Raw genomic sequence first — 20,339 nt, 5'->3', positions numbered from 1 at the left:
TTCTCGTTATCTGTTCGTGTCTTTCCTCTCGTGTGGGGGGTGTGCCCTGCCGGGGGGTGTCCTTTTTCGTGGGGTGTGTGACCTTGCCGCCCTGGGTGGGCGGTGGTGGGGTGGGGGCATGGGACACGAGGTCGTGATCGTCGTCTTCGACGGGGTGCAGAGCTTGGACGTGGCGGGGCCGTTGGAGGTGTTCGCGGGCGCCGGGCGGGCGCCGGGGGCGGATTACCGGGTGCGGGTGGGGTCGTTGGGCGGGGGCGCGGTGCGCACTTCCAGCGGGTTGGGGCTGGTGCCGTCGGTGGCGCTGGAGGAGGTGGGGCGGATCGACACCCTGGTGGTGGCCGGGGGCGACGGGGCGCGGGCCGGGGTGGATCCGGCGCTGGTGGAGTGGTTGGCGGGGGCGTGCGGGCGGGCGGGGCGGGTGGCGTCGGTGTGCACGGGGGCGTTCCTGTTGGCGGGGGCGGGGGTGTTGGAGGGGTTGCGGGCCACGACGCACTGGGCGCACTGTGCGGAGCTGGCGCGCCGGTTCCCGGGGGTGGAGGTGGATCCGGATCCGATCTTCGTGCGGCAGGGGCGGGTGGTGACGTCGGCGGGGGTGAGTGCGGGGGTGGACCTGTCGTTGGCTTTGGTGGAGGAGGACCTGGGGCGGCGGGTGGCGTTGGCGGTGGCGCGGCACCTGGTGGTGTTCCTGCGGCGTCCGGGTGGGCAGGCGCAGTTCTCGGCGCCGTTGGCGGCGCAGTGGGCGCAGCGTCCGGCGGTGCGGGAGGTGCAGCACTGGATCGTGGGGAATCCGGCGGCGGATCTGTCGGTGGAGGCGCTGGCGGGGCGGGTGGGGTTGTCGGTGCGCCAGTTCGCGCGGGTGTTCGCGCGGGAGGTGGGGTGTACGCCGGGCCGGTATGTGGAGCGGGTGCGGGTGGAGGCGGCGCGGCGGTGGTTGGAGGATTCGGAGCTGGGGGTGGAGGCGGTGGCGCGGCGCAGTGGTTTCGCGTCGGCGGAGGTGATGCGGCGGGTGTTCGTCAGGTCGCTGGGGTGTTCTCCGGCGGGGTATCGGAGCAGGTTCCACGGAGCGGAAGGTGTGTGAGTCGTGAGGTTGGCGGTTGTTCTGTTCGAGGGTGTGACGGCGTTGGACGCGATCGGCCCCTATGAGGTGTTGGGGTCGCTGCCGGGGGTGGAGACGGTGTTCGTGGGTGAGGAGCGGGGGCCGGTGCGGGCGTCGGCCGGTGGTGCGGGGCTGGTGGTGGATGCGGCGCTGGGTGAGGTGGACTCGGCGGATGTGGTGGTGGTGCCGGGTGGGCCGGGGCAGGCGCGGCAGATGGGCGGGGCGTTGGTGGAGTGGATCCGGGCGGTGGACGCGGGGAGCCGGTGGACGGCGTCGGTGTGCACGGGGTCGTTGATCCTGGCGGCTTCGGGGGTGTTGGCGGGGCGTCGGGCGGCCACGCACTGGTTGGCGGGGGATGAGTTGGAGCGCTTGGGTGTGGAGCACGCGGTGGGGGAGCGGGTGGTGTTCGACGGCAAGTACGTGACGGCGGCGGGGGTGAGTGCGGGGATCGATATGGGGTTGGCGTTGGCGGGTGAGCTGATGGGGGAGTTCGGGGCGCAGATGGTGCAGTTGGCGTTGGAGTACGATCCGGCGCCGCCGTTCGATGCGGGGTCGCCGGGGAAGGCGCCGGCGGAGGTGGTGGGGTTGGCGCGGGAGAGCCGGCGGTTCCTGTTGTGGGAGGAGGAGCGGCCGGACTGGGCGTGAGGGGGGTCACGGTGCCGCCCCGGGGTGTCAGGGGTATGAGGGGGATACTCCTTTCCCCCGGGTGAGACGAGGTCGCCGTGGAGCACCAAGACGGGTCCGAGCGTGTGCGGTCGTGGTACCGGCGTTTCGCGGAGCACTACGAGGCCGGGGGCGCGCACTCCTATGCGGAGATCGCCCGGGCCCTGGCCGGGGACGATGAGCTGATGGGGCTGGTGCTGTCCCTGCCCGGGGACAACAAGCGCCAGCCCAACCTGCTGCTGGGGGCGGTGCGGTTCCTGGGCGGCCCCGTGCGGGAGTGGGCGGGGTTTCGGGCGTGGACGCTGGAGCACTGGGATCCGGTGCGCAAGGTGGTGCTGGAGCGGATGACCCAGACCAACGAGGTGCGGCGCTGCGCGGCCCTGCTGCCGGTCCTGGCGCGGTTGGAGGGGCCGCTGGGGCTGGTGGAGGTGGGGTCCTCGGCGGGGTTGTGCCTGTACCCGGACCGGTACGCCTACTCCTACGACGGCGGTGCGCCCGTGGGTGGGTCCCCGGTGGTGTTGGAGTGCTCCACCTCGGGCGGGGTGCCGGTTCCGGAGCGGGGGGTGGAGGTGGCCTGGCGGGCGGGGGTGGACCTCAACCCGCTGAACGCGGCCGATGCGGGGGACGTGCGGTGGCTGGAGTCCCTCATCTGGCCCGGGACCCATGAGGGGGAGCGGCGGGAGCGGTTGCGGGCCGCGGCGGGGGTGGTGGCCCAGGCCGGGCCGCCCCCGATCGTGGCGGGGGACCTGGTGGAGACCGTCGCCGACCTGGTGGGGCGGGTGCCCGAGGGGGTGACGCCGGTGGTGTTCCACAGCGCGGTGCTCACGTACCTGCCTTTGGCGGAGCGGGAGCGGTTCGCGGAGCTGGTGCGGGGGCTGCCCGGCCACTGGGTGTCCTATGAGGGGTGGCGGGTGCTGCCCTGGTTGGAGGGTGCGCGTCCGCCCGAGCCCACGCACATGACGATCGCGGTGGATGAGCGGGTGGTGGCCTGGGCGGGGGAGCACGGCCACCACCTCACCTGGGCGTCGGCGTGACCCGGCGGTGAGGGCGGCCGGCGGGCGGCCGGCGGGTCGCCGCGTGTTCCCCGTGTCCCGGCCTGCGGGGGCCGGGACACGGGAAGCGGTGCGGTCGGGAGGCCCCGCGCCACGCCCCTCTCGTGTCAGTGGGCGTCGACGAGGGCGATGAGCTCCTTGATGCGGTCGGCGGGCAGGAATGACGCCTCGAAGGAGTTGCGGGCCAGGGTGCGCAGCTGCTCTCGGGTGAGGTGCAGGTGTTCGGCCAGGGCCCGGTAGTTGTCGTCGACGTAGCCGCCGAAGTAGGCGGGGTCGTCGGAGTTGACGGTGACCAGCAGGCCGGCGTCCATGAGGGCGGGCAGGGGGTGGTCGGCCATGGTGTCCACGGCGCGCAGGCGCACGTTGGACATCGGGCACACGGTGAGGGGGGTGCGGGCGGCGGCCAGGCGGGCGACCAGGTCGGGGTCCTCCAGGCAGCGGATGCCGTGGTCGATGCGCTCCGCCCCCAGGTCCAGGGCCTGGCGGATGTAGTCGGGTGGGCCCTCCTCGCCGGCGTGGGCGACCAGGCGCAGCCCCAGGTCGCGTGCGGCGGCGAAGACGTGGGCGAAGTCGTTCGGGGGGTGGCCGACCTCGGCGGAGTCCAGGCCGACGCCGATGATGCGGTCCAGGTGGGGGCGGGCGGCGTTCAGGGTGTCCATGGCCTCGGCGGCGGGGCGGTCGCGCAGGAAGCACATGATCAGGTGGGTGCTGATGCCGTGGTCGGCTCGGGCGGTGTCCAGGGCGGCGGTGATGCCGCCGATGACGGTGTCCAGGGGGATGCCGCGGGCGGTGTGGGCCTGGGGGTCGAAGAAGATCTCGGCGTGGCGGACGCCCTGGGCGGCGGCGCGGGCGAGGTAGGCGCGGGTGAGGTCGGTGAAGTCGGCCTCGGTGCGCAGGACGTCGGTGAGGGCGTAGTACAGGTCCAGGAAGGACTGCAGGTCGGTGAACTCGTAGGCGGAGCGGAGCTCGTCGACGGTGGTGTAGGGCAGGGTGATGTTGTTGCGGCGGGCGAGGGTGAAGGCGAGTTCGGGTTCGAGGGTGCCTTCGATGTGCAGGTGGAGTTCGGCTTTGGGAAGTGGCATGCAGACCATGGTGGCGCACCGCTGATCGTGGTCTGTCCGTTTTGTGGTGTCGGGGTGGGCACAGCGGGGCGCCCGTGACCTGGCGGGTCGCGGGCGCCGGTGGGTGGGTCACTTCTTGGTGTCGTCGTGTCCGGGGTTCCAGTTCAGGGCGCTGGCGCGTTCCATGAACTCCTCGACGGTGATGTCGCCGCGGGCGAACCGGTCGGCGAGGGTGCGGCGGGCCTCGTACTCGGGCGGGGCGGGTCGGGGGCCGGCGGCCCAGGGGGGCGGGCCGCCGCCGCGGCGGCGGATGAGGACGAACGCGGCCAGTGCGGCGGCGGCGAGCAGCAGGCAGAACATGAGTGCTCCCAGGGGTGCGAAGGGCGGCGGTCCGTCCCCCCACGGGGGGTGGCCGGCCAGGTCGGTGATGGCGGCGGTTGCGGTGTTCATGGTTTCCACTGTGGGCGGGGCGGGTGGTCGCGGGCATCGCCCCTGGGGCGGCTTCGTGTGTACGTCGGTGGGCGTAGGCGGGGCTGCGCCGTGGGGGCGATGCGGGGTGGGGGCGGGGAGCCTAGGGTCGGTGGCATGAGGAGTGTGCGGACGGTCGCGGTCGATGCCGGGCTGGGTGTGGTGCTGGGTGCGGTGGCGGTGGTGGCGGTGCGCGCCCAGGTGGCGTTCGGGCACACGGCCGGTGGGGAGGGGCCGGGGCGGGGTGGGCCGCCGTGGGCGGGCGGGCCGGGCCCGGAGTGGGGCCAGGTGTCGCTGGGGTGGGGGGTGTGGGCCGGGGTGGCCCTGCTGGTGGTGGCGGTGGCGGTGCGGCGGGTGCGCCCTGCGGCGGCTCTGGTGGCGGCCGGTGCGGGGGCGGGTGCGGTTCTGGTGGGCGGCGGGGTGGTGAACCCGGTCGTGGTGGTGATGGGTGCCCTGGTGGTGTTCTCCGCCGCGATCCGGATGGAGCCGGTCCGGTTCCTGGGCTGGGCGCTGCCCTCTGTCCTGGGGGTGGGGGTGCTCTCCCGGGTGGGTGAGCCGTGGTGGGGTCTGGTGGACGGGTCGTTGTGGGCGGCGCTTGCGGTGGCGGTGGGGGTGGCGGCGCCCTGGGCGGGGGCGGGGGTGTTCGTGCGGGCGCGTCGGCAGGGGCGGGCGCGTGAGCGGGAGGCGGAGGTGGCCCGGCACCGGTACGAGGAGCGGTTGCGGATCGCCCGGGAGGTGCACGACCTGGTGGGGCACAGCCTGTCGGTGATCAGTATGCAGGCGGGGGTGGCGCTGCACGTGGTGGATCGGCGGCCGGAGCAGGCGGCGGTGGCGTTGGCGGCGATCCGGGACAGCAGCCGGTCGGCGTTGGAGGAGCTGCGGCGCACGTTGGCGGTGTTCCGCGGCGAGGAGGGTGCGGCGTTGGAGCCGGTGGCGGGGCTGGACCGGTTGGAGGGTGTGGTGGAGGAGATGGGTCGGGCGGGGTTGGCGGTGGAGGTGGAGCGGTCGGGGGATGCGGTGGTGCTGCCGGGGGCGGTGGACCACGCGTTGCTGCGGATCGCCCAGGAGGCGTTGACGAATGTGCTGCGCCATGCGGGGGCGGGTGCGGTGGCGCGGGTGGAGGTGGCCTTCGAGGCGGGGTGGGTGCGGCTTGTGGTGGCCGACACCGGTGCGGGGCCGGGTGCGGGGTGGGTGGAGGGTGCGGGGATCGCGGGGATGCGGGAGCGGGCCCGGGGTGTGGGCGGGGAGTTGGCGGCCGGGCCGGGGGATGGTGGCGGGTTCGTGGTGCGGGTGCGGGTTCCGGTGGAAGGGGTCGTGTGATGGCGGTGCGGGTGGTGGTGGCCGATGACCAGGCGCTGGTGCGGATGGGGTTGGGGGTGCTGATCGAGGCGGAGGAGGACCTGGAGCTGGTGGGTGAGGCCGCCGACGGGGCGCGGGCGGTGGAGGTGGTGCGGGCGGTGGTGCCCGATGTGGTGCTGATGGACGTGCGGATGCCGGTCATGGACGGGTTGGCGGCGTTGCGGGAGATCAGTGCCGATGAGGGGTTGGCGGGGGTGCGGGTGGTGGTGTTGACGACGTTCGAGCTGGACGAGTACGTGTTCGAGGCGTTGCGGGCGGGGGCGTCGGGGTTCGTGGTCAAGGACGCCGATCCGGGGGTGTTGTTGGAGGCGGTGCGGGTGGCGGCGCGGGGGGAGGCGTTGTTGTCGCCGTCGGTGACGCGGCGGGTGGTGGCGGCGTTCACGTCGTCGCGGCCGGCGGTGGGGCCGGTGGTGGATGTGGGGGTGTTGACGGAGCGGGAGCGGGAGGTGGTGGGGTTGGTGGGTGAGGGGCTCAGTAATGAGGAGATCGCGGGCCGGTTGGTGGTCTCCCCCGCCACGGCGCGTACGCATGTGTCGCGGGCGATGGTGAAGTTGGGGGCGCGGGACCGGGCGCAGCTGGTGGTGTTCGCGTTCCGGGCGGGGCTGGTGCGGTGAACGCCTCCCCCTTGGGGGTCAGGGGGTGAGGCGGGTGATGGCGGCGGCGCCGGCGGTGTGCAGGGCCGGGTCGGTGTGTCCGGCGCCTTCGATGATGTGCAGGGTGGCGGCGGGCCAGTGGCGGGCGAGGTGCCAGGCGGTGTCGGCGGGGCCGCTGATGTCGAGGCGGCCGTGGACGAGGGCGCCGGGCAGGTGGGCGATGCGGTGCATGTTGTGGAGGAGGTGGTGTTCGGGCAGGAAGGCGTGGGCGGCCCAGTAGTGGGTGACCAGGCGGGCGAAGCGGAGCTGGAAGTCCAGGGGGCGGGTGGACAGGAACGGGGTGAAGGCGTTGGTGGTGGCCATGTGGGTGTCCTCCCAGCGGCACCAGGCGCGGGCGGCGTCGGCGCGTACGGCGGGGTCGGGGTGGGCCAGGAGGCGGGCGTAGGCGGCGGGGAGGCGGTGGGGGTCGGCGTCGGGGCCGGCGGCGTCGCGGAAGGCCTCCCATTGTTCGGGGAAGACGCGGCCCATGGCGTGGGTGAGCCAGTGCACCTCGGTGGGTGAGGTGGTGGTGACGGCGATCAGGACCAGGGCGCGGACCCGGTCGGGGTGGGCTTGGGCGTAGGCCAGGCCCAGGGTGGTGCCCCAGGAGGTGCCGGTGACGAGCCAGGAGTCGATGCCGCGGGCGGTGCGCAGGGCTTCGATGTCGTCGATGAGGTGGGCGGTGGTGTTGGTGGCCAGGTCGGTGGTGGGGAGTCCGGCGTCGGGGGTGGAGCGGCCGGCGCCGCGTTGGTCGAAGAGGATGACGCGGTGGCGGGTGGTGTCGAAGAGGTGGACGAGGCCGGGGTGGGCGCTGGAGCCGGGGCCGCCGTGCAGGACGAGGCAGGGGGTGCCGTGGGGGGTGCCGTGTTCTTCCCAGTAGAGGGTGTTGTGGTCGGTGACGGGGAGGTGGCCGTGGGTGCGGGGGGCGGTCATGGGGGGCTCCCTCGGGGTGGGGGGCGGGGGTGGTGTTCGAGAGGAGTGGGGGCGGGCGCGGGGTGCGTGCCGGCGGGTGCCTCCCGGTGGGGGGCGGGGAGGGGTCGTGGTGGTGGAGCGGGTGCGGACGCTGGGTGAGGCGGTGCGGGTGCTGGTGGGGGCCGGTGAGGTGGATCCGGTGGTGGCCGAGCGGGTGCTGGTGGGGGTGTTGGCGGGGACTCCGGTGGGGGAGTTCGTGGACGCGCGGGGGTTGGCGCGGTTGGTGGTGCTGGTGGCGGGGGTGGAGGGGGCTTCGGAGGCGTTGGTGCAGGTCGCTGAGGTGGTGGGGGTGGTGGGGGTGTTGGATGCGGGGGCGCAGCGGGCGGTGCGGATCCGGTTGCGGCACCGTGCGGCGCGGGGTGCGTTGGGGTGAGCCCGCCCGGTGGTGCGGGTCGGCCCGCCGTCCGGGGTGGGGGGCGGGCCGCGGGTGGTGTCAGGCGGGGTCGGTGTCGAGTTTGCGGCGTTCTCTGCGGTTGGGGTGGCGGATGTGGACGCCGCCGAGGCCGCCGGTTCCGGTGAGGCGGATCAGGGGGGTGCCGGGGTGGCGGTCGGGGGTGGTCTTGTCCTTGAGGCCGCCGATGCCGGGGTCGATGCCTGCGGTGTCGGCGGCCCAGCCGTCGGGGATGACGATGGTGACGCCGGAGGTGTCGCCGTGGGCTTCCACGTGGATTTCGGGCAGGTGGCTCTGGACGCGGCTGAAGTCGAGGGTGGCGCCGCCCAGGCCGCCGTGGGCGGTGATGTGGGCGGGGGCCTGCCAGCGGTTGGGGCCGAGGGTGGCGCCGCTGATGCCGCCTTGGACGATCAGGGGCGGCCGCTGTTGTTCGGCGGCTTGTTGGAGGGCGGCCTGGGGTGCGGGCAGGTCGGCGGTGAGGGCGTTCAGGTCGGCGTGGGTTTTGGCGGTCAGGGCCCGTTCGAGGCGTTCGTCGAATTCGTCGGGGTCCAGGCGTCCTTCGGCGGCCGCGTCGCGTAGGCGTTCGACGACCGTGTCGCGGTCGTGGTGGGAGGCGCGCATCCGCCCTGCGGGGTCGGGGTGGGGGTGGTGGTCGTTCACGCCGGTAAGGGTATAGGGGGCGGCCGGTGCGGGCCCGGCGGGGTGTAGGGGCCCTGGTGGGGGGTGGGGGCGGGGGCGTGGGATCCTGGGCTCCTGCGATCGGAGGGGGTTCGTGTGGGTGAGAGCGGGTTCGTGGAGTTCTGGGGTGAGCACCGGTTGTGCATGCTGGCCTCGCCGCGTCCGGACGGGTCGATCCACCAGGTGCCGGTGGGGGCGACCTATGACGCCGACCTGGGTGTGGTGCGGGTGATCTGCGACGGGGCCAGTTTCAAGGCCCGCAACCTGGCCGCGCACCCGGGGGTGCGGGTGTCGGTGTCGCAGGTGCAGGGGCGGCGCTGGTGCACGGTGGAGGGTCCGGCGGTGGTGTCCGATGACCCCGAGCGGGTGGCCGAGGCGGTGCGCCGGTACGCGGACCGGTACCGGGAGCCGCGGCCCAACCCGGCCCGGGTGGTCATCGAGGTCACCGTGGAGAGGGTGTTGGGGAACGTGCGCCCGGACTAGGCGGGGCGGGCCAGGGTGATGACCTCCGGTGAGGCGGGGGTCAGGGGGGTGCGGTCCCAGGTGCCGTGGCGTTCGGCGACGGTGAGTCCGGCGGCGGCCAGCAGGGTGTCCAGGTGGTCGGTGGTCAGGAACCGCAGGGTGCTGACGGTGGACAGGATCTCGTGGCCGTCGGCGTCGGTGGTGGTGGAGGTGAACGTCACCAGCCCCTGGGGGGTGATGGGGCGGGCGTCGTGGGTGTCGGTGACGGTGCGGCCGTCGGGCAGGGTGCCGGTCCAGGGGTGGTCGGGGGTCCACCGCTCCCAGGCGCGGGCGGTGATGTTGCGGGTTTCGAAGGCGATGAGGCCGCCGGGGTTCAGGGCGGTGCGCATGGCGGTCAGGGCCTGGACGGTGGCGGTGTCGGTGAGCAGTTCCTGGAAGGCGTGGCCGGTCATGGTGACCAGGTCGAATCCGCCGTTCCAGGTGTGGGTGGCCAGGTCTCCGCGGGTCCAGTGGACGTCGCGGGTGTGGGAGCGGGCGATGTCGAGCATGGCGTCGGCGGGGTCGAGTCCGACCAGGTGGCCGGTGTGGCCGTGGGCGCGGGCGGTGCGCAGGAGCAGGCCGGTGCCGCAGCCCACGTCCAGGGCGGCGGGGGCGTCCATGACGAGGTCGAGGTAGAAGTCGTCGCAGGGCGCCCAGGGGTTGAAGGTGTCGTAGAGGGCGGCGACGGCGGGGTCGTCGTAGGGGTTGTGCATGGGCGGAGTATCCCGGGGCGGCGGGTGGGCGCGCACCGGGTTTTTTCGCCTGGGCTGCGTTGACGGTTCGTCGGTGGGCGAAGTGTGGTGGTGGGATGCTGGTGGTATGTCCTCTCATGCGTACGAGACGGCCGCGTTGGCGGCCCTGTTGGCGGATCCGACCCGGGCGGGGGTGTGCCTGGCGTTGGCGGACGGGCGGGCCTGGACGGCGTCCGAGCTGTGCCGGCACACGGGTGTGGGCGCTTCGACGATGAGCGCGCACCTGGGGCGGTTGGTCGGCGGCGGGGTGCTGGTGGAGCGCCGGCAGGGGCGGCACCGGTATGTGGCCTTGGCCGATGAGGGGATCGCGGCCCTGGTGGAGGCGTTGGCGGCGCGGGCGGCGCCCGCCGCGACGGTGGCGCCGACGCTGCGCGCCCACCGTGTGCGGGACGCGTTGGCGCGGGCGCGTACGTGTTACGACCATCTGGCGGGTGCGCTGGGGTGTGCGGTGGCCGAGGCGATGGTGGGGCGGGGGCTGCTCACGGCCGACCTGGGGGTGACCGGTCGGGGCCGGGAGTGGTTCGCGGAGCTGGGTGCGCCGCTGCCGGAGCGGGGGCGGCGGCCGTTGGCGCGGGCGTGCCTGGACTGGACCGAGCGGCGCCACCATGTGGCGGGGGCGGCCGGGGCGGTGCTGTGCGCGCACGCGTTCGCCGCGGGGTGGTGTGAGCGGGTGGGGTCCTCGCGGGCGGTGCGGGTGACGCGGGAGGGGCGGCGGGCGTGGGGTGAGGTGCTGGATGTTTCGGTGGGGGGCGAAGTGTCCGGCCTCTAGGGTCGCCGCATGACTTCTCGTGTTCCTGTCCTGGCCGTGGTGGCGGCCGGGGTGACCGTCGTCCTGTGGGCGTCGGCGTTCGTGTCCATCCGGGTGACCGGCGGGTTCTTCTCGCCGGGGGCGTTGGCCCTGGGGCGGTTGCTGGCCGGGGCGGTGGTGCTCGGTGTTCTGTTGGCGGTGACCCGGTCGGGGTGGCCGGTGCGGGCGGCGTGGCCGGGGATCGTGTGCTCGGGGCTGTTGTGGTTCGGCGTGTACATGGTGGCGTTGAACTGGGGTGAGCGGGAGGTCGACGCCGGGACCGCGGCGCTGCTGGTGAACGTCGGGCCGGTGCTGATCGCCCTGCTCGGTGTGGCGTGGCTGGGTGAGCGGTTGTCGGTGTGGCTGGTGGCGGGCGGTGCGGTGGCGTTCGCGGGGGCGGCGGTGGTGGGGGTGGCCACGGCCGGGCCCGGGCATGTGACGTGGACGGGTGTGGTGCTGTGCCTGGTGGCGGCGGTGACCTATGCGGTCGGGGTGGTGGCGCAGAAGCCGGCGTTGGCGTACGCGAGCCCGTTGCAGGTGTCGGGGTGGGGGTGCGTGGTGGGGGCTGTGGCGTGTCTGCCGTTCGCGCCGGTGCTGGTGGCCGAGGCCGCGGCGGCGCCGTGGTGGGCGGGTGCGAACGTGGTGTACCTGGGGGTGTTCCCGACGGCGGTGGCGTTCACGACGTGGGGGTACGCCCTGGCGCGTATGGACGCCTCCCGTCTGGGTGCGGTCACGTATCTGGTGCCGGTTCTGGTGGTGGTGTTGTCGTGGGTGCTGTTGGGGGAGGTGCCCACGGCGGGGGCCCTGGTGGGCGGGGTGCTGTGCCTGGTGGGGGTGGGGGTGTCGCGGCGGCGGCCGACGGTGGTCGCGGGGCCGGGCCCGGCGCCCCGGTGAGCGGGGGTCCGGGCCCGGTGGGTGTCAGCCCTGGTGCAGGACGCGCAGGCGGTCGGGGTGGTGGGGGTCGCGGTCCACGACCTGGACCGGTGCCCACTGCCACTGGTGCGGGCCGGTGCCGGCGGCGGGGGTGAAGCGGATGCGGCCGCGGGTGCCCTGGACGTCCAGGCGGGGCCAGGCGTGGGCGAGGGCGGTGCGGTCGGTGCCGTGTTCGCGTAGGGCGTGGGCCAGGACGGTGATGGTGTCGTGGCCTTCGTAGGCGACGAAGGAGGGTTCTCGGCCCAGGCGTCGGCGCAGGGTGGTGCGGACCTGTTCGGCGGCGGGGTCCAGGGTGGGGGGCAGGTAGCTCAGGAAGGGGATCTGTGCGCCGTCGGGGCCGAGCCGGTCGGTCCAGGTGGGCAGTTCGGGTTGGCCGGCGGGGGCGCCGATGAGCAGGCCGGTCAGGCGGGGGTCGCGGCGTAGGGCGGTGACGAGGGGGAGGGCGGGTTCGGGGACGCCGGTCAGGATCAGCAGGGCGGTGGCGCGGTGGTGGGCCAGGGCGTCGCAGACGGCTCGGGGGTGGTGGGGGTCGGCGTCCAGGGTGGTCAGGGTGGCACCGCGGGGGGTGAGGTGGTCGTGCAGGATGCGGGTGCCGGCCTGCCAGTAGGCGCTGGGTTGGGCGGTGACGGCGATGCGGTGGTGGCCTCGGGCCAGGAGGAAGTCGGCGTAGGTGCGCCAGCCGTGGGATTGGGCGGGGGCCAGGCGGGCGATCCAGGGTGAGGGGTGGTCGGTGAGGGTGTCCAGGACCGCGGAGGAGCACAGGAAGGGCAGGGCCCGGTGGTGGGCGCGGGCGGCGGCGGTGCGGGCGACGACGCTGTGGTACTCCCCTGCCAGGGCGCTGGCGCCCAGGTCGGCGAGTTCGTCGACGGCGGCCGCGGCGCGGTCGGGGTCGGCGGCGGTGTCGCGGACGAGGAGGCGCAGGGGGCGGCCGTGGATGCCGCCGGTGGCGTTGACGTGGTCGGCGGCGGCCTGGAGTCCGGTGAGGAGGTGGTGGCCGGCGTCGACCCAGCCGGGCGGGGTCAGGGGGGCCAGGGCGCCGATGAGCACCGGTGCGGTGGGGTCGTGGGGTGCGGCGGGTGTGTTCATCCGGGGGTGTCTTTCGTTGCCGGGGGCCGGGGTGGCCGTGTGCGGTCATTACACCGGTGGCCTTCGGGGGTGGACAACCGGTTATCGGATGGCATGATGTGCGCTTCCCCTTGTCGGTGGGCCGTTGCGGTGCCGGACCGGGGGGTGATGGCGGGCATCGCCGAGCGCGCCCTGGGGCGGGCCCTGGCGTCGGTCGGGTGCGGGGGCGGGTGGTAGGACGGGGGGATGGACGATCTGCGCCACTTGTGGAACACCGACACCGTCTGGTTGAACACCGCCCAGTACGGGGTGCTGCCCGCCACCACCCGGGCCGCGCTGGCCGAGTACCTCGACTCCTGTGCGGCGGGTACGGGTGATCCGGCCCGGTGGGGGCGCACCACCGGGGAGGCCCGCCGGCGCCTGGGCGCCCTGTTGGGTGTGCCCGGGGGTGACGTCGCGTTGGGTGCGGCCGCCTCGCAGCTGTTGGGCACGGTGGCGGCGTCCCTGCCGGGGTCGGCGCGGGTGGTGGTGCCCGAGGGGGAGTTCGCGTCGGTGCTGTTCCCGTTCCAGGCGCGGGGGGTGCGGGTGCGCTCGGTGCCCCTGGGCCGGTTGGCGGAGGCCGTCGGTGAGGGGTGTGAGGCGGTCGCGTTCAGTGTGGTGCACCCGGGGACGGGTGCGGTGGCGCCGGTGGCCGAGGTCGTGGCGGCCGCCCGGGGGGCGGGTGCGCTGGTGGTGGGGGATGCCACGCAGGCGGCCGGGTGGTTGCCGTTGGACGCGTCGGGGTTCGACGTGCTGGTGGGGGCCGCCTACAAGTGGTTGATGACGCCGCGCGGGCTGGGGTACGCCTACCTGGCGCCGGCGGTGCAGGAGCGTATGGGGGTGGTGCCGGGTGCGGGGCCGGCCGCGGCGGCGGATCCGGCGGATCTGTTCGCGGACCGGTTCGTGCCGGCGGCGGGGGCGCGCCGGTTCGACACCTCGCCGAACTGGGTGGCGCACACCGCGGCGGTGGCGTCGTTGGAGGTGCTGCTGGGGGTGGGGGTGGACAGGGTGCACGCCCACAACGTGGGGTTGGCGGACCGGTTCCGGGCCCGGTTGGGGTGGGGGCCGGGCGGGTCGGCGATCGTGTCGGTGGACGTGCCGGGGGCGTATGAGCGTCTGGCGGCGGCGGGGGTGGTGACGACGGTGCGGGCGGGGCGTACCCGGTTGTCGTTCCACCTGTACAACACCGAGGAGGACGTGGACCGGGCCGCCGGCGCGCTGGTGTAGGCGGTCAGTGGGCGCGGGCGCGGGCGGGGACGGGGATGCGGTCCAGGTCGTGGGCGAGGGTGAGGGGGCCGTCGTACTCCTGGGCGGCCTGGGCGGTGAAGAGGGGGTCCTGGTCGGCGTCGTAGCGTTCGGAGATGTGGGTGAGGACCACCGAGCGGGCGCCGGCCTGGGCGGCGATGCGGCCTGCCTGGCGGGCGGTGAGGTGGCCGTAGGGTGCGGCGAGGTGTTCTTCGGAGTCCAGGTAGGTGGATTCGATGACGAGCAGGTCGGCGCCGCGGGCGAGTTCGACGGCCTGGGGGCAGGGGGCGGTGTCCATGACGAACGCCATGACCTGTCCGGGGCGGGGTCGGGCGCAGTCGGCCAGTTCGACGCGGTGGCCGTCGGGGGCGGTGACGTGTCCCTGCCGGTGCAGTTCTCCGATGAGGGGGCCGGTGATGTTGTGGGCGGCGAGTCGGTCGGGGAGCATGCGCCAGCCGTCGGGTTCGGCGATGCGGTACCCGTAGCAGGGCAGGGAGTGGGTCAGCGGTAGCGCGGTGATGTGCAGGTCGGACTCCCCTGGGAGGCTGGTGCCGTCCCCGGAGACGGGTTGGGGGACGATGCGGGCGGTGTCGTGGAAGGCGGTGGCGTGGCGCAGCCGTTCGAAGTGGTCGGCGCCGGCGGCGGGGTGGGCGACGGGGACGGGGTGGGGGACCTGGTCGCGGGCGATGCGCTGGATGATGCCGGGCAGGCCCAGGCTGTGGTCGCCGTGGAAGTGGGTGATGCAGATGCGGGTGATGTCGGTGGCGGACAGGCCCGCGGTGCGCATCTGGCGTTGGGTGCCTTCTCCGGGGTCGAAGAGGATGCCGTGGGTGTCCCAGCGCAGGAAGTAGCCGTTGTGGTTGCGCCGTGGGGTGGGGACCGCGCTGGAGGTGCCCAGGACGGTGAGTTCTCGTGCCGACATGGGGTGCATCCTGTCACGGCCTGGGGGTGGGGGCGCGTGTTTTTTCGCGTGTGCCCGGCCACGGCGGTGGTCGCCGCCGTGGCCGGGGGTCAGCGCAGGTGTTCGAGGGCCTGGGGGGTGAGGTCGGCCGGGGTGGGGTAGCCGTTGACGGCCATGAGCAGGTCGGCTTCGGCCAGGAGGGCGCGCAGGGTGTGGACGAGGCCGGGGACGCCGCCGGCGGCCAGGGCGTAGGCGTAGGGGCGGCCCACGGCGACGGCGGTGGCGCCCAGGGCGAGGGCTTTGACGATGTCGGTGCCCGAGCGGATCCCGGAGTCGAAGATGACGGGCAGGTCGGTGGCGGCGGCCACGGCGGGCAGGCAGCGCAGGGCGGGGATGCCGCCGTTGGCCTGGCGGCCGCCGTGGTTGGAGCAGTAGATGGCGTCGACGCCGGCGTCGGCGGCGCGGCGGGCGTCGTCGGGGTGGCAGATGCCCTTGACGATGAGCGGCAGGTCGGTGAGGGAGCGCAGCCAGGGCAGGTCGTCCCAGGTGAGGGGGTTGCCGAAGAGTCCGGCCCAGGTGGCGACCACCTGGTCGGGGGTGGGGTCGGGGCCGACGATTTTTTGGAAGACGGGGTCGGAGGTGTAGTTGGCCAGGCAGTGGCCGCGTAGTTGGGGGAAGTTGGCGGTGGCCAGGTCGCGGGGGCGCCAGCCGGTGATCCAGGTGTCCAGGGTGACGACGATGGCGCGGAATCCGGTTTGTTCGGCGCGGTGGACGAGGCTGGCGGCGAGGTCGCGGTCGGTGGGGGTGTAGAGCTGGAAGAGGCCGGGGGTGTCGCCCAGGTGGGGGGTGACCTGTTCCATGGGGTCCTGGGTGAGGGTGGAGGCGATCATCGGTACGCCGGTGGTGGCGGCTGCTTGGGCGGTGGCGATGTCGCCGTGGTGGTCCTGGGAGCACAGGCCGATGACGCCGACGGGGGCCATGAGCAGGGGTGAGGGCAGGGGGATGCCGCACAGGTCCACGGACAGGTCGCGTTGGGCGGCGCCGACGAACATGCGGGGGTACAGGCCCCAGTCGTTGAAGGCGCGGGTGTTGGCGTCCTGGGTGTGTTCGTCGCCGGCGCCGCCGGCGACGTAGGACCACAGGGAGGGGGGTAGGGCGTGGCGGGCGCGTTCGGCGAGGTCGGTGAAGGTCATGGGGTGGTCGGGGAGGACGCCGGTGAGGCCGTTGAGGTAGATCTCGAGCTGGTAGTCGCCGTAGCGGGGGTTCATGGTGGGGTCCTCGCACAGGGGGTGTGGTGTGGTTCACACCATGCAAGTTGACATGTGGGTGTGTCAAGAGTGGGTGCGGGGCGGTCAGGGGGTGGTGCGGCGTGAGCGCAGCAGCGGCAGGAACACCTCGGCGATGTCGGCGCGCACGCGGTCGGCGTCTTGGGTGCGGTCGCCCAGGACCCAGTCGACGACCAGTTCGTTGGCGGCCCCGACCAGGGCCAGGGCCTGTTTGCGGAAGGGGCGCTCCACCAGGCGGCCGCGGGCCGCGCCGCGGGCGTAGGCGGCGTCGACCAGGCCGGCGATGGTGTGGCGGGCGGTGCGGCGGCGCTCCTCCATGGCGGGGCTGACGCCCACGCTCTCCACGGAGATGATGCGGACCCGGCGCGGGTCGGCCATGACGTAGTCGAGGTAGGCGCCCAGGGCTGCCATGACCTGGTCCTCGAAGTCCTGCCGGGTGTCCAGGGCGGTGGTCATGGCGGTCAGGGCCCGGTCCAGGAGTTCGTCGTACAGGGCGCGCAGGGCGGCCTCGCGGTCGGCGAAGTGCTCGTAGAAGTAGCGGTTGGTGAGGTGGGCGCGGGCGCAGATCGCGCCGACGGTGGCGGCGCGGAAGCCGGTGGTGGCGAACTCCTCCAGGGCGGCGTCCAGCAGGCGGCGGCGCCGGGCCTGTTGGCGTTCGTCGGGGGTCATGCCCCGCCAGGGGCGCACCAGTTCCACCCGGGGTCGTGTCATGGGCTTCACGGTAGCGCTCCTTGCGGGGGCGGTGTCGTGTCCGGCCGGTGTGCGGGGTGTTCAGGGGGAGGGGTTCGTGGTGAGGCCGGCGCGGTGGGCGATGAGGGCCAGGTGGACCCGGCCGTGGACGCCCAGGCGCAGGCGCAGGGAGTCCAGGTGGGTTTTGACGGTGCTGGGCGCCACGTCGAGCAGGCGGGCGATGTCCCGGTCGGTCTCGCCGTGTCCGACCAGGGCCAGGACCTGGCGTTCGCGGGGGGTCAGGGCCCGGATCCGGTCGCGGTCGCGTTCCTGTTGGCGGGTGCGGGGGCCGTAGTGGCGGTGCAGGACGCGGCGGGCCACCGGCGGGGACAGGAACGCGGCGCCGGTGGCGGCCGCGCGCAGGGCGGCGAGCAGGTCGGCGGGGTCGCCGGTCTTGAGGACGAACCCGTCCACGCCGATGTCCAGGGCGGCGTCGATGTTCTCGTCCTCGCCGAAGAGGGTGAGCATGACGACGGCGGTGCCGGGGAGGCGGGCGCGGATGCGGCGGGCGGCGGCCAGGCCGTCGGTGCCGGGCATGCGCACGTCCAGCAGGGCCAGGTCGGGGCGGTGGCGCAGGCACCGGTGCAGGGCCTGGTCGCCGTCGGCGGCCTCGGCGACCACCTCCAGGTGCGGGTCGGCGGCCAAGATGGCGCGCAGTCCGGCGCGCATGAGGGCGTCGTCGTCGGCCAGCAGGACCCGGATCCGGTCCATCCCTCCCCCCCTTTCCCGTTTCCCTTTGTGGGGAAGGGTAGCGGGCCGGGGCGGGGCGGGCGTCTCCCCCGAAAGTGGGGGGTGCTCCCCCTCTCGGGGCCCAGGCGGCGGCCGTCGGCCCGGGCCTAGGTTCGGTCCCATGGTTGCCGAGGCGGGTGTGCGCGTGGTCGTGGTGGTGTCGGCGGTGGTGGCGTTGCTGATGTGCGCCGTTCCGGCGGCGGGACGGGAGGGGGAGGTGCCGGCGGGGCTGGGCGGGCGGATCGACGCCCATGTGGAGGAGTTCCGGGAGCGGCAGGGGCTGGGCGGGGTCGCGGTCGTGGTGGTGCACCGGGGGCGGGTGGTGCACGCCGCCGGGTACGGGCGTGATGCGCTGGGGCGGCCGGTGAGCGCGGACAGTGTGATGCCGGTGGCGTCGCTGTCCAAGTCGATGACGGCGGCGGCGGTCCTGCGGCTGGTGGAGGAGGGGTTGTTGGGGTTGGACGACCCGGTGGTCGAGCACCTGCCGGCGTTCGACCCGGTCGATCCGCGGGGGCGGCGCATCACGGTGCGCCACCTGCTGGAGCAGACCTCCGGGTTGGCCTCGCAGGGGCTGCTGTCCCCCGACCGTGCGCACAAGGAGTCCTTGGACGACGCGGTCCGGATCCTGTCGGGGATGGGGCTGGCGGCCGAGCCGGGCACCGCGCACCGGTACTTCAACGGCAACTACTGGTTGGCGGCGGCCCTGGTGCAGGAGGTGGCCGGGGTGCCGTTCGCCGACGCCCTGCAAGATCGGGTGTTCGCGCCGCTGGGCATGGGGGACAGCGCCTCGGTGCCGGCGGGGGCGGCCGTGGAGGGCATGGCGCCGGGGCACCTGCGCGTCCTGGGGATGCGGCCGGTGCGCGGGCTTCCGCCGGACCTGTCCACGGGGTCGGGGGAGGTGGTCTCCACCGCCCGCGACCTGGGGCGGTGGCTGGCCCCCTACACCGGTGCGGGCCGGGCCGCGTCGGGGGAGGTGTTCCTGTCCGAGGAGTCGGTGCGAGAGGCGCTCGCCCCCGGTACGGCGGGGGGCGACTACACGCTGGGGTGGCGGCTCTTGGACGACGGCCGGTGGGCGCACGGCGGCACCGAGTACTCCCACCTGGCCCAGCAGCTGCTGTCGGCGGATGGGGAGTGGGGGGTGGCGGTGCTGGACGACACCTTCTCCTACCTGGACACCGCCTACCCCCTGGCCGCCGGGGTGCTGGACCTGGCGCAGGGGCGCGACCCGGCGCCGCGGCCGCCCGCCAACCTGTACCTGGACCTGGCCCTGGGGGCCGGGGTCGCCTCCAGCGCGGTGGTGGGCGCGGTGCGGTTGCGGCGGGCCCGGGCCTGGGGCGGGCGCCTGGCGGTGCGGCCGCGGTGGCGTGCCCTGGTGGCCTCGGTGCCGGTGCTGGTGCCCGCGGGGGTGGTGGTGTGGCTGGTGGTGTTGGGTGCGGCCTCGGGGGCGCATCCGCGCACGGTGTGGGCGGTGCTGTCGGGGGGCCTGGTGCCGGCCGGTGCCATGGTGTGGCTGGCGGTGGCCGCCCTGTCGGGGGTGGTGGTGGCCGCGGTGCGCTGGCGGGCCCGGACCCGGGCGCGGGCTGGGGCGGGTCAGGTGTAGGCGGCCAGGGCGAGGGTGGCGGTGCAGGTCAGGGCCAGGGTGAGCGTCAGGGCCAGGAGCAGGTCGCGGCGTAGGCGGCGCCGGTCGGCGGCGGGGGTGGGGGGGCTGTTCGGCGGGGGGCGCTGTGGCGGGGGCGTGGTGGGGCAGGTGGGCGCGCACGGCGAACCCGTCCCCGTGGGGGCCGGCGTGCAGGGTGCCGCCCAGGGCGCGGGCGCGTTCGCGGGCGGCGGCCAGGCCGGTGCCGCCGCCGGGGGGCTGGGGGGTGCGGCGGGCCGCGGTGTTGGCGACGGTGACATCGGTGGCGTCCGTGTTGGTGTGCACGCGGACGGTGACCGGGGCGTCGGGGGCGTGGCGGGCGGCGTTGGTCAGGGCCTCTTGGACGATGCGGTGGACGGCGCGGGCCACCGGGTCGGGGGCGTCGTGGTCGTGGTCCAGGTGGGTGTGGATGTCCATGCCGGCGGCGCGGGCCCGGTCGAGCAGGTCGGGCAGGTCGTCGGCGGGGGTGGTCTCGGGGGTGTGGGGGTGCAGGACGCCGATCACCTGGCGCAGGTGTTCGGTGGCGCGGGCGGCGCCGCGGCGCAGTTCGGCGGCCGCGGCGCGGGCCTGGTCGGGGGTGGGGTCGGGGGCGACCTCCAGGGCGGCGGCGCGGACCGCGAGCAGGCCCAGGTCGTGGCCGAGGGAGTCGTGCATGTCGTGGGCGATGCGGGCGCGTTCGCGCAGCCGGGCGCGGTGTTCCTGCTCCTGTTGCCGGTGGCGGGCCAGCAGGTCCAGGGCGCGGCGGTGGGCGCCCACCGCCCAGGGCAGGGCGACGTACAGGGGCAGGGCGGCGACGGCGTCGGCGCTCAGGGGTGCGGCCCCGGTGAGGGCGGCCGCGGCCAGAGTGAGGGTGAGGGCGGCGGCGCCGGCCAGGTGGCGCGGGTGCAGGGCGGTCCCGGTGCGGCCGCAGCGGTAGGCGAGCAGGCAGGTGGGGATTCCCAGCAGGGGGGTCACGGTGGTGGCCGCGGCGGCCAGGGCCAGGGCGGTGAGCGGAGTGCGCGGGTGGGCGAGGGCGGCGGTGACGCCGGTGGCGGCGGCCAGGGCGGCCGCGGCCGGGGGTGTGTCCCACAGGGCGGGCAGGGCCGAGACCAGGGCGGTGGGGGCGGTCCAGCGCGGGTCGGCGTACCAGGGGGCGCGGGGGTGCTCGGTCATGGGTTCACGCTAACCCCGCCCCTGGGTTCAGTGGTGGCTGTACCCATCGCGTTTTCGCACCCCGCGGGGGCGGGGTGGGGTGGGGGTGCCAACGTTATGCGGCCGCACTGTCCCACTTATGTAGCAATACAAGATGTACATCATTATAAGGCCCACTTATCGTGAGTCAGGATTCCGGGGTTTCCGGGCGCCTCGGAGGCCAACGTAACTGG

At 74.6% G+C, this 20,339-nt stretch carries 22 protein-coding genes and 1 pseudogene; 11 read left to right on the top strand and 12 right to left on the bottom strand.

Annotation, left to right across the window (positions count from 1 at the left end; translation table 11 throughout):
* Positions 1-118 precede the first annotated feature (118 nt).
* The 3 genes from ABZ249_RS13065 (at position 119) to ABZ249_RS13055 (ending at position 2,793) form a co-directional block, all read left to right on the top strand.
* Complete coding sequence (locus tag ABZ249_RS13065; protein WP_355261455.1) at positions 119-1,078, top strand: GlxA family transcriptional regulator; 960 nt, start codon at positions 119-121, stop codon at positions 1,076-1,078.
* A 3-nt stretch (positions 1,079-1,081) separates the two neighbouring features.
* On the top strand, positions 1,082-1,741 hold the full coding sequence (locus tag ABZ249_RS13060; RefSeq protein ID WP_355261452.1) for a DJ-1/PfpI family protein: 660 nt from the start codon (positions 1,082-1,084) through the stop codon (positions 1,739-1,741).
* A gap of 77 nt (positions 1,742-1,818) precedes the next feature.
* Positions 1,819-2,793: a DUF2332 domain-containing protein gene (locus ABZ249_RS13055; protein ID WP_355261449.1), complete on the top strand. Its 975-nt coding sequence runs from the start codon at positions 1,819-1,821 to the stop codon at positions 2,791-2,793.
* Between the two features lie 125 nt (positions 2,794-2,918).
* Here ABZ249_RS13055 and ABZ249_RS13050 read toward each other — a convergent pair whose 3' ends face one another.
* Both ABZ249_RS13050 and ABZ249_RS13045 read right to left on the bottom strand, forming a co-directional pair.
* On the bottom strand, positions 2,919-3,893 hold the full coding sequence (locus ABZ249_RS13050; RefSeq protein ID WP_355261446.1) for an adenosine deaminase: 975 nt from the start codon (positions 3,891-3,893) through the stop codon (positions 2,919-2,921).
* 108 nt (positions 3,894-4,001) lie between these two features.
* Complete coding sequence (locus ABZ249_RS13045; RefSeq protein ID WP_220560954.1) at positions 4,002-4,322, bottom strand: SHOCT domain-containing protein; 321 nt, start codon at positions 4,320-4,322, stop codon at positions 4,002-4,004.
* Between the two features lie 135 nt (positions 4,323-4,457).
* Between ABZ249_RS13045 and ABZ249_RS13040 the strand changes: the two genes are divergently transcribed.
* Both ABZ249_RS13040 and ABZ249_RS13035 read left to right on the top strand, forming a co-directional pair.
* Positions 4,458-5,660: a sensor histidine kinase gene (locus tag ABZ249_RS13040; RefSeq protein WP_355261442.1), complete on the top strand. Its 1,203-nt coding sequence runs from the start codon at positions 4,458-4,460 to the stop codon at positions 5,658-5,660.
* Positions 5,660-6,313 carry a response regulator transcription factor gene (locus ABZ249_RS13035; RefSeq protein ID WP_220560955.1) on the top strand — a complete coding sequence of 218 codons (654 nt, stop codon included), beginning with the start codon at positions 5,660-5,662 and terminating at the stop codon, positions 6,311-6,313. The genes ABZ249_RS13040 and ABZ249_RS13035 overlap by 1 nt, the downstream gene beginning before the upstream one ends.
* 18 nt (positions 6,314-6,331) lie before the next feature.
* Here ABZ249_RS13035 and pip read toward each other — a convergent pair whose 3' ends face one another.
* On the bottom strand, positions 6,332-7,264 hold the full coding sequence (gene pip, locus ABZ249_RS13030) for a prolyl aminopeptidase (protein ID WP_355261438.1): 933 nt from the start codon (positions 7,262-7,264) through the stop codon (positions 6,332-6,334).
* A gap of 106 nt (positions 7,265-7,370) precedes the next feature.
* Between pip and ABZ249_RS13025 the strand changes: the two genes are divergently transcribed.
* Entirely contained in the window at positions 7,371-7,676 is a 306-nt protein-coding gene (locus tag ABZ249_RS13025) for a hypothetical protein (RefSeq protein ID WP_355261435.1), read from the top strand.
* Between the two features lie 60 nt (positions 7,677-7,736).
* On the opposite strand, the gene ABZ249_RS13020 is transcribed toward ABZ249_RS13025, so the two are convergent.
* Positions 7,737-8,354: a DUF1707 domain-containing protein gene (locus ABZ249_RS13020; protein ID WP_355261432.1), complete on the bottom strand. Its 618-nt coding sequence runs from the start codon at positions 8,352-8,354 to the stop codon at positions 7,737-7,739.
* Positions 8,355-8,468: 114 nt separating this feature from the next.
* Between ABZ249_RS13020 and ABZ249_RS13015 the strand changes: the two genes are divergently transcribed.
* Positions 8,469-8,855 carry a TIGR03618 family F420-dependent PPOX class oxidoreductase gene (locus ABZ249_RS13015; RefSeq protein ID WP_355261429.1) on the top strand — a complete coding sequence of 129 codons (387 nt, stop codon included), beginning with the start codon at positions 8,469-8,471 and terminating at the stop codon, positions 8,853-8,855.
* Here the strand turns inward: ABZ249_RS13015 and ABZ249_RS13010 are convergent.
* Positions 8,852-9,586, bottom strand: a complete 735-nt coding sequence (locus tag ABZ249_RS13010; RefSeq protein WP_355261426.1) for a class I SAM-dependent methyltransferase — start codon at positions 9,584-9,586, stop codon at positions 8,852-8,854. The genes ABZ249_RS13015 and ABZ249_RS13010 overlap by 4 nt on opposite strands.
* Before the next feature lie 106 nt (positions 9,587-9,692).
* Here ABZ249_RS13010 and ABZ249_RS13005 point away from each other — a divergent pair, with 106 nt between their 5' ends.
* Together ABZ249_RS13005 and ABZ249_RS13000 are read left to right on the top strand one after the other, a co-directional pair.
* Entirely contained in the window at positions 9,693-10,394 is a 702-nt protein-coding gene (locus tag ABZ249_RS13005) for a winged helix-turn-helix domain-containing protein (RefSeq protein WP_355261423.1), read from the top strand.
* 9 nt (positions 10,395-10,403) lie between these two features.
* A complete protein-coding gene (locus ABZ249_RS13000) occupies positions 10,404-11,306 on the top strand; it encodes a DMT family transporter (RefSeq protein WP_355261420.1) in 903 nt (300 codons plus the stop codon).
* Between the two features lie 24 nt (positions 11,307-11,330).
* Here the strand turns inward: ABZ249_RS13000 and ABZ249_RS12995 are convergent, their stop codons facing one another.
* A complete protein-coding gene (locus ABZ249_RS12995) occupies positions 11,331-12,431 on the bottom strand; it encodes an ABC transporter substrate-binding protein (protein WP_355261417.1) in 1,101 nt (366 codons plus the stop codon).
* Between the two features lie 225 nt (positions 12,432-12,656).
* On the opposite strand from ABZ249_RS12995, the gene ABZ249_RS12990 reads away from it, so the two are divergent.
* The gene (locus tag ABZ249_RS12990; RefSeq protein ID WP_355261414.1) at positions 12,657-13,676 is read left to right on the top strand and encodes an aminotransferase class V-fold PLP-dependent enzyme; all 1,020 of its coding nucleotides are present in this window, start codon (positions 12,657-12,659) and stop codon (positions 13,674-13,676) included.
* Positions 13,677-13,680: 4 nt separating this feature from the next.
* On the opposite strand, the gene ABZ249_RS12985 is transcribed toward ABZ249_RS12990, so the two are convergent.
* From ABZ249_RS12985 to ABZ249_RS12970, 4 genes are all read right to left on the bottom strand, one after another.
* Complete coding sequence (locus tag ABZ249_RS12985; RefSeq protein WP_355261827.1) at positions 13,681-14,616, bottom strand: ribonuclease Z; 936 nt, start codon at positions 14,614-14,616, stop codon at positions 13,681-13,683.
* 89 nt (positions 14,617-14,705) lie between these two features.
* Complete coding sequence (locus ABZ249_RS12980; protein WP_355261411.1) at positions 14,706-15,863, bottom strand: alpha-hydroxy-acid oxidizing protein; 1,158 nt, start codon at positions 15,861-15,863, stop codon at positions 14,706-14,708.
* Between the two features lie 84 nt (positions 15,864-15,947).
* On the bottom strand, positions 15,948-16,592 hold the full coding sequence (locus ABZ249_RS12975) for a TetR/AcrR family transcriptional regulator (RefSeq protein ID WP_355261408.1): 645 nt from the start codon (positions 16,590-16,592) through the stop codon (positions 15,948-15,950).
* Between the two features lie 60 nt (positions 16,593-16,652).
* The gene (locus tag ABZ249_RS12970; protein WP_355261405.1) at positions 16,653-17,321 is read right to left on the bottom strand and encodes a response regulator transcription factor; all 669 of its coding nucleotides are present in this window, start codon (positions 17,319-17,321) and stop codon (positions 16,653-16,655) included.
* A gap of 139 nt (positions 17,322-17,460) precedes the next feature.
* Between ABZ249_RS12970 and ABZ249_RS12965 the strand changes: the two genes are divergently transcribed.
* Positions 17,461-18,939, top strand: a complete 1,479-nt coding sequence (locus tag ABZ249_RS12965) for a serine hydrolase domain-containing protein (protein ID WP_355261402.1) — start codon at positions 17,461-17,463, stop codon at positions 18,937-18,939.
* Here ABZ249_RS12965 and ABZ249_RS12960 read toward each other — a convergent pair.
* Positions 18,930-19,235, bottom strand: coding sequence for a hypothetical protein (locus tag ABZ249_RS12960; RefSeq protein ID WP_355261399.1), 306 nt, complete (start codon positions 19,233-19,235; stop codon positions 18,930-18,932). The two genes, ABZ249_RS12965 and ABZ249_RS12960, sit on opposite strands and share 10 nt — an antisense overlap.
* Positions 19,138-20,127 (bottom strand): annotated as a pseudogene (locus ABZ249_RS12955) (histidine kinase); the annotation flags it as partial. The pseudogene ABZ249_RS12955 and the gene ABZ249_RS12960, both read right to left, overlap by 98 nt.
* Positions 20,128-20,339: the final 212 nt, after the last annotated feature.

Source organism: Nocardiopsis sp. NPDC006139 (assembly GCF_040614155.1).
GTDB lineage: Bacteria > Actinomycetota > Actinomycetes > Streptosporangiales > Streptosporangiaceae > Nocardiopsis > Nocardiopsis changdeensis.
Note: the sequence above shows the minus strand (reverse complement) of the source record. Positions and strands in the feature narration are given on the sequence as shown.